6 protein-coding genes and 1 pseudogene are annotated in these 6,259 nt (G+C 70.3%); 1 reads left to right on the top strand and 6 read right to left on the bottom strand.

What is annotated here, in order from left to right:
* Nucleotides 1–173: 173 nt before the first annotated feature.
* From moaD to FV223_RS17615, 4 genes are all read right to left on the bottom strand, one after another.
* The gene (gene moaD, locus FV223_RS17600) at nucleotides 174–425 is read right to left on the bottom strand and encodes a molybdopterin converting factor subunit 1 (RefSeq protein WP_147728238.1); all 252 of its coding nucleotides are present in this window, start codon (nucleotides 423–425) and stop codon (nucleotides 174–176) included.
* An 84-nt stretch (nucleotides 426–509) separates the two neighbouring features.
* Entirely contained in the window at nucleotides 510–1,109 is a 600-nt protein-coding gene (pgsA, locus tag FV223_RS17605; RefSeq protein ID WP_147728243.1) for a CDP-diacylglycerol--glycerol-3-phosphate 3-phosphatidyltransferase, read from the bottom strand.
* A 72-nt stretch (nucleotides 1,110–1,181) separates the two neighbouring features.
* Complete coding sequence (uvrC, locus tag FV223_RS17610) at nucleotides 1,182–3,251, bottom strand: excinuclease ABC subunit UvrC (protein WP_147728239.1); 2,070 nt, start codon at nucleotides 3,249–3,251, stop codon at nucleotides 1,182–1,184.
* Between the two features lie 75 nt (nucleotides 3,252–3,326).
* Entirely contained in the window at nucleotides 3,327–4,055 is a 729-nt protein-coding gene (locus FV223_RS17615; RefSeq protein ID WP_147728240.1) for a chemotaxis protein, read from the bottom strand.
* Between the two features lie 246 nt (nucleotides 4,056–4,301).
* On the opposite strand from FV223_RS17615, the gene FV223_RS17620 reads away from it, so the two are divergent.
* The gene (locus FV223_RS17620; protein ID WP_147728241.1) at nucleotides 4,302–5,063 is read left to right on the top strand and encodes a L,D-transpeptidase; all 762 of its coding nucleotides are present in this window, start codon (nucleotides 4,302–4,304) and stop codon (nucleotides 5,061–5,063) included.
* Between the two features lie 121 nt (nucleotides 5,064–5,184).
* On the opposite strand, the gene FV223_RS17625 is transcribed toward FV223_RS17620, so the two are convergent.
* A complete protein-coding gene (locus tag FV223_RS17625; RefSeq protein ID WP_147728242.1) occupies nucleotides 5,185–5,931 on the bottom strand; it encodes a DUF2076 domain-containing protein in 747 nt (248 codons plus the stop codon).
* A gap of 214 nt (nucleotides 5,932–6,145) precedes the next feature.
* Nucleotides 6,146–6,259, bottom strand: a pseudogene (locus FV223_RS31885) (porin family protein); the annotation flags it as partial.

The raw sequence follows: 6,259 nt of genomic DNA on the forward strand, positions 1-6,259 counted from the left end.
GCGCCCGTCGATCCAGGCCAGGGCGATGCAGAAACCCGTCGCGGATATCGCGACCGGCCTCGCCGACAGGCCGACGCCGACCGTACGGTTTCCGGCCCCGCGCGCGGTGGTCGACCGCGCCCGCGCGCAGTGACGATGACCGGGGCGGTGGTGGCGCTCGCCCTGCGTCGGTCCTAGCCGCCGGTCATCGGTGGGAAGAACGCGATCTCCCGCGCGCCCGCGATCGGTGCGTCGGGCTTGGCGTGGACCTTGTCGATCGCGGCGCGGACCACGCCGTCCTTCTCGAAGGCGTGGGCGTATTCCTCGCCCCGCCCCTTGAGCCAGCCGATCAGGTCGCCCACCGTCGCGACCTCCGCCGGCGGCGTCACGGTCTCCTCGGGGCGTCCGACGCGCTCGCGCACCCAGGCGAAATAGACGAGCTTCATGGTTCGGTTTCCTCGGGTCGCACCCGATGCACGAGGTCGCTTCTCCCTCTGCCGCAGCGGGCGAGGCAGCCTGGCGGGATCACCCTATCGCGGATCGTCGATCACGTGCTTGATGCCGGCGCGCATGTAGTCCCAGCCGGTCCACAGCGTCAGGGCGGCGGCGAGCCAGAGCAGGACGAGGCCGATCCGCTCGGTGCCGTGCAGGATCGTCTCGCCGGCCGGCCCCGCGACGAGGAAGCCCAGCGCCACGAGCTGCACCGTGGTCTTCCACTTTGCGACCTTGCTCACGGGCACGCCGACCTTCAGCTCGGCGAGGTACTCGCGCAGGCCCGAGACCAGCACCTCGCGGCACAGGATCACGATCGCCGCCCAGACGGAGGCGCCGACGATGGTGCGGTCGGCCACCAGCATCAGCAGGCAGGCGGCGACCAGCAGCTTGTCGGCGATCGGATCGAGCATCCGGCCGAGCGCCGAGCTCTGTGCGTAGGTGCGGGCGACGTAGCCGTCGAGGTAGTCGGTGATCGCGGCGAGCACGAACACCGCCAGCGCCGTGAAGCGCATGGTGATCGCGTCGGGCCAGAACAGCAGCGCGACCATCACCGGGACGGCGACGAGGCGGCCGTAGGTCAGGCAGTTCGCGAGCGTCCAGGCCTGCGACCGGCGTCGGGGGAGGACGGCGTTCATCGGGCCGGTGAAATCATGCGCCTGCCTGAGCGTCAACCGTTCCGATGCGTCGCCGATGCCGTCGCTCATGCGTCAGCCGCCCGCATGGAAGAAGTCGTAGACGGCGCGCGCGGTGGCGGCGTTCACGCCGGGCGTCTTGGCGAGGTCCTCGTAGGCCGCCCGCTCGATCGCCTTCACGGTGCCGAACTGGTGCAGGAGCGCGCGCTTGCGGCTTGGGCCGATGCCGGCGATCTCGTCGAGCGGGTTGCGCACCAGCTCGCGCTTGCGCTTGGCCCGGTGGGTGCCGATGGCGAAGCGGTGCGCCTCGTCGCGCAGGCGCTGCACGAAGTAGAGCGTGGGATCGCGCGGCGGCAGCTTGAACGCCGGCCGGCCGGGGATGAAGAAGGTCTCGCGGCCGGCATCCCGGTCGCGCCCCTTGGCGATGCCGACCAGTGCCACGTCGGCGACGCCGATCTCCTCCAGCGCCTTGCGCGCGGCGTCGAGCTGGCCCTTGCCGCCGTCGATGAGCACGAGGTCGGGCCAGGCGGGGAACGCGTCGGCATCCTCGGGCGCCTCGGCCACCGGCTCCGCCGGACCGCCCTCGGTCGCGGCGAAGGCGGCTTCGGCGACGGTGCGCGGCGCCTCCTTCACCAGGCGCTTGAAGCGGCGCTGCAGCACCTCGCGCATCATCCCGTAATCGTCGCCGGGCGTCAGTTCCTCCGACTTGATGTTGAAGGTGCGGTAGTGCGTCTTCATGAAGCCGGACGGGCCGGCGACGACCATGCCGCCGACCGCGTTGGTGCCCATGATGTGGGAGTTGTCATAGACCTCGATCCGCCGCGGCGTCTTCTCGAGGGCGAAGGCCTGGCCCAGCGCCACCAGCAGCTTGCCCTGCGACGCGGTGTCGGCGAGCCGGCGGCCGAGCGCCTCCTTGGCGTTGCGCTGGGCGTAGTCGACGAGCGCCTTGCGCTCGCCGCGCTGGGGCTGGTGCAGCTCGACCCGGTAGGCGACCTGGCTGGAGAGCGCGGCGGCGACCAGCTCCGCATCCTCGACCGCGTGGCTCGTCAGCACCAGCCGGGGCGCCGGCATCGTGTCGTAGAACTGGCCGATGAACGAGCCCAGCACCTCGTCCGGGGTCATCGAGCGGTCGGCCTTGGGGAAGTAGGCGCGGTTGCCCCAGTTCTGGAAGTTGCGGAAGAAGAACACCTCGATGCAGAACTGCCCGGCCTGCTCGTCGAGGGCGAACACGTCGGCCTCCTCGACCCCTTGCGTGTTGACGCCCTGCACGCCCTGGATCGCCGAGAGCGCGCTGATCCGATCGCGGAAGCGGGCCGCACGCTCGAACTCCATCGCGTCGGAGGCCGCCTGCATCTCGGTGCGCATCCGGTCCTTCACCGCGTTGGACTTCCCGGCGAGGAAGTTCTTGGCCGAGTCGGCCATGCCGGCATAATCCTCCAGCGCGATCTCGCCGGTGCAGGGGCCGGAGCAGCGCTTGATCTGGAACAGCAGGCAGGGCCGGGTGCGGTTCTCGTAGTAGCTGTCGGTGCAGGTGCGCAGCAGGAAGGCCCGCTGCAGGGCGTTCACGGTGCGGTTCACCGCCCAGACGCTGGCGAAGGGGCCGTAATAGCTGCCCTTGCGGCGGCGGGCGCCACGATGCTTGACGATCTGCGGTGCCGGGCCGTCGGCGGTGACGAGGATGTAGGGGAACGACTTGTCGTCCCGCATCAGCACGTTGAAGCGCGGCTTCAGCTGCTTGATCAGGTTCGCCTCGAGCAGCAGCGCCTCGGTCTCGGTGGCGGTGGTGACGAACTCCATCGCCGCCGTCTGCGAGATCATCCGCGCGATGCGGTTGGAATGCGCCTGCCCGCGGGCGTAGGAGCCGACCCGGGCCTTCAGGTTCTTCGCCTTGCCGACGTAGAGCACGTCGCCCTTGGCATCGAACATCCGGTAGACGCCGGGCCCGGAGGGCAGCGTCGTCCAGAACCGGCGGATCACCTCCGTGCCGGCCTCGACGGCGCCGGGCTCGAAATCGAAGTCGATCTCGGGCGCCTCGTCGGCCTGCGCCGGCTCGGCCTCGTCCCGCTCCTCGTCGAAAGCCTCGTCGTCGAAGGCCTCCTGGGGCAGATCCTCGGTGGCGCGACCTGACGGGACTCTCCGGCTCATCGCCGTGATCTAAGCCCGCGAAACTGGCGAGGGAAGGGGCGCGATGCGCAAAGGCGTGCCGGCGGACCTCGGCCCTCAGCCGAACAGCGCGTCGATGTCGGACTGGTCGACGTGGCCCGGATCCTCGTCGAGCTTCGGGCCGTTCAGGAGCGAGCGCTCGTCGTCCGGATCGACGACGGCGGCGGGGCCGGCGGAGAACACGTCGCGGAACCCGTCGAGGCCGTTCCAGGCGGCGATCATGCGGTCGAGGTGGGATTCGACGAAGCTCAGGACGTTGACGATCTTGCTGATGCGCTGGCCGGTCAGGTCCTGGAAATTGCAGGCCTCGTAGGCAACGATGACGCGGTCGAGGATGACGTCGACCTTGTCCTGGCCGCCCTTGCCGAGATTGCCGGCCCGCAGGATGTTGGCGCTCGCCTCGATCTCCTCCAGCGCGGTGAGCAGCGTCGACGTCGCGCGCTCGGTCGACCCGACCACGGCGCCCAGCTCGTCGGCGGCGCGGCGCATGCCCTTGCCGTTGGACTCGGAGTGATACAGAGCCGCGATCTCGTCGCGGGTGTTGGTGATCGCCGCCTTCATCACGTCGAGCTCGGAGCGCATCGCCAAGGCTTCGGACAGCTCGCGGCGGCACGCCTCGATGGTCTCGCCGGCGCTCGACTGGGTGATGCGGCGCAGGTCCTGGATCGCCGAGAGGATCTCGTCGAGGCGCGCCCCGCCCTCCACGGGCCCGGCACTGGACATCGTCGTCCCCGCCGCGGGCGCGAGGCCGAGGCTGTCCTCGATGCGGTAGCGCTTGTGAGTCATAGGTTCGAACCGGCCGTCTTGGAAACCCGGATCCGATCTAGGACCGGGAACGGTTGCAGTTTGCTGAAGATCGAAAGCATTCGGTCGGATTTACAGTCGATTCACGTTGCTTCGTGACGACCGGGGCAGCGAAGCCCGTCCGCGACCGATTCACCACGTTCCTTCATCGAATGTCGCGCGTCCCGGTCCGACCCTCTCAACCATGACGGCCGGCATCGAGCCCGGCCGTGGTGCGGGAGTGCGGCGATGCGGACGAGTTGGTGCGTGGGGGCGGCGCTTGCCGCATCCGTCTGGTCGGGGGCGGTCCAGGCGCAGGCGCGCTATGCCGAGCCCGACGGATACGGCGGCGGCCTGATCGAATACCTTGTCACCGGCGGCGTCGCCCCGCGCGGCGGTGCCCGCCCCGTTGCGGTGGCCCGGCCGGGTTACGCAGGCGCGTCGGCACAATCCGGCGATCCGATCGAACCCTATGGCGTCGCATCGCGAGCCTACGCAGCGCTGCCTCAGGGCCTGCCCGCCCAGGCCGACCCACCTGCGGAGAGCGACCGCATCGCCCGCGCGCCGGATCCGCGCTACGCCCGGCAGGAGGTCGCGTTCTCCGGTCCCCAGCGCCCGGGCACGATCGTGATCGATACGCCGTCGAAGTATCTCTACCTCGTCCAACCCGGCGGCCGGGCGATGCGCTACGGCATCGGCGTCGGGCGGCCGGGCTTCGCCTGGTCGGGTCTCAAGACCGTCAGCCGCAAGGCGGAGTGGCCGGGCTGGACGCCGCCGCCGGAGATGCTGGCGCGCCGGCCGGACCTGCCGCGCCACATGGAAGGCGGCCCCGGCAATCCGCTCGGCGCGCGGGCGCTCTATCTCGGCTCGTCGCTCTATCGCATCCACGGCACCAACGAGCCGCACACGATCGGCCAGAACGTGTCGTCCGGCTGCATCCGAATGATGAACGACGACGTGGTCGACCTCTACGAACGCGTGCCGGTGGGGACGCGCGTCGAGGTGATGTGACCGCGGGATCGAACGCAGGAAGGCTCGGATCGCCGAGAGGAGCGACCCGAGCCTTCGACGTCGTCGGACGCATGTCATCCGGCCCGATCCGAGCGGGCCGCGCCCGGATCGGGCCGCGCGATCAGGCCCAGTCGCTGTCGTCGCCGCCACCCAGATCGCCGGCGAAGTCGTCGTTGCCGCCGTCGAAGGCGGTGTCGCTCCCGCCGCCGAGGGGCGCACCGAAATCCTGGGTGCCGCCGGCGTCCGAGCCGAAGTAGTTGTTCTCGACCGTCGTGCCGCCGCCGAGGCCGGCCGCCGCCGCGCTGCCGAGGCTCGAATGGCCGCCGGCGAAGGCGTTCGAGAGGGCGCTGCCGAGCAGCATGCCGCCGGCCGCGCCGGCCGCCATCGGCAAGGCCGTGGCCATGAAGCCGCCGCCGCGAGCCGGCGCCTGCTGCTGGCCGCCCCACGGGCCGCCCTGCTGCGGACCGCCCTGCGGATACCCCTGTTGCGGGTAGCCCTGCTGCGGATACCCTTGCTGCGGGTAGCCCTGCGGCGCGCCGCCCTGGTTGCCCCAGGCGCCGCCCGCCCGCTGCTGCGGCTGCGGATCCTGGCGCTGCGAACCGCCGCCGAAGATGCTCGACAGGAACCCGCCGCCACCCGAGGATTGCGGCTGCGCCTGTTGCTGGCGGGCCTGCTCGAGCTGCTGGTTGAGGCTCTTGATCGCCTCTTCCTGCACGTAGATCAGCTGCGCCATCGCGTAGGGCGCATAGGGCTGGGCCCTGAGCTTGTCGGCAATGAAGCGCTCGGCATCCGCGTCGCGGGGCTGGCTGGACGCCTGCTCGAGCCGCTGGAAGATGCCGGAGATGACGTCGCGTTCTTCGCTGTTCATGGAGTCGTCCTCCTCGAATCGAACCCGCGGCATCGTGCGCCGCATGGACCGGTTCCAAGATGGGGAGCACGCCCGAGGTTTGTCAGGGGCGGCGAAGAAATCTTCACCGTTGGACGATGCGATCCGACGACGAAAAAAGCCCGGCCTTTCGGCCGGGCTTCTCGGGTCGGGTCGAACCGCGGCTCTGGGCGAGCTGCGGCGGATCCGGCAGGTCCTAGTACGAGCCGAACTTGTAGTTCAGGCCGGCGCGCACGACGGCGAACTCGGTGCTGTTGTTGCGGTTCAGGCCGCTCTGCACGACGGTCACGCCCGGCGAGGTCAGGGTCAC

Origin of the sequence: Methylobacterium sp. WL116, from assembly GCF_008039455.1 — a bacterium.
Taxonomy (GTDB): Bacteria; Pseudomonadota; Alphaproteobacteria; order Rhizobiales; family Beijerinckiaceae; genus Methylobacterium.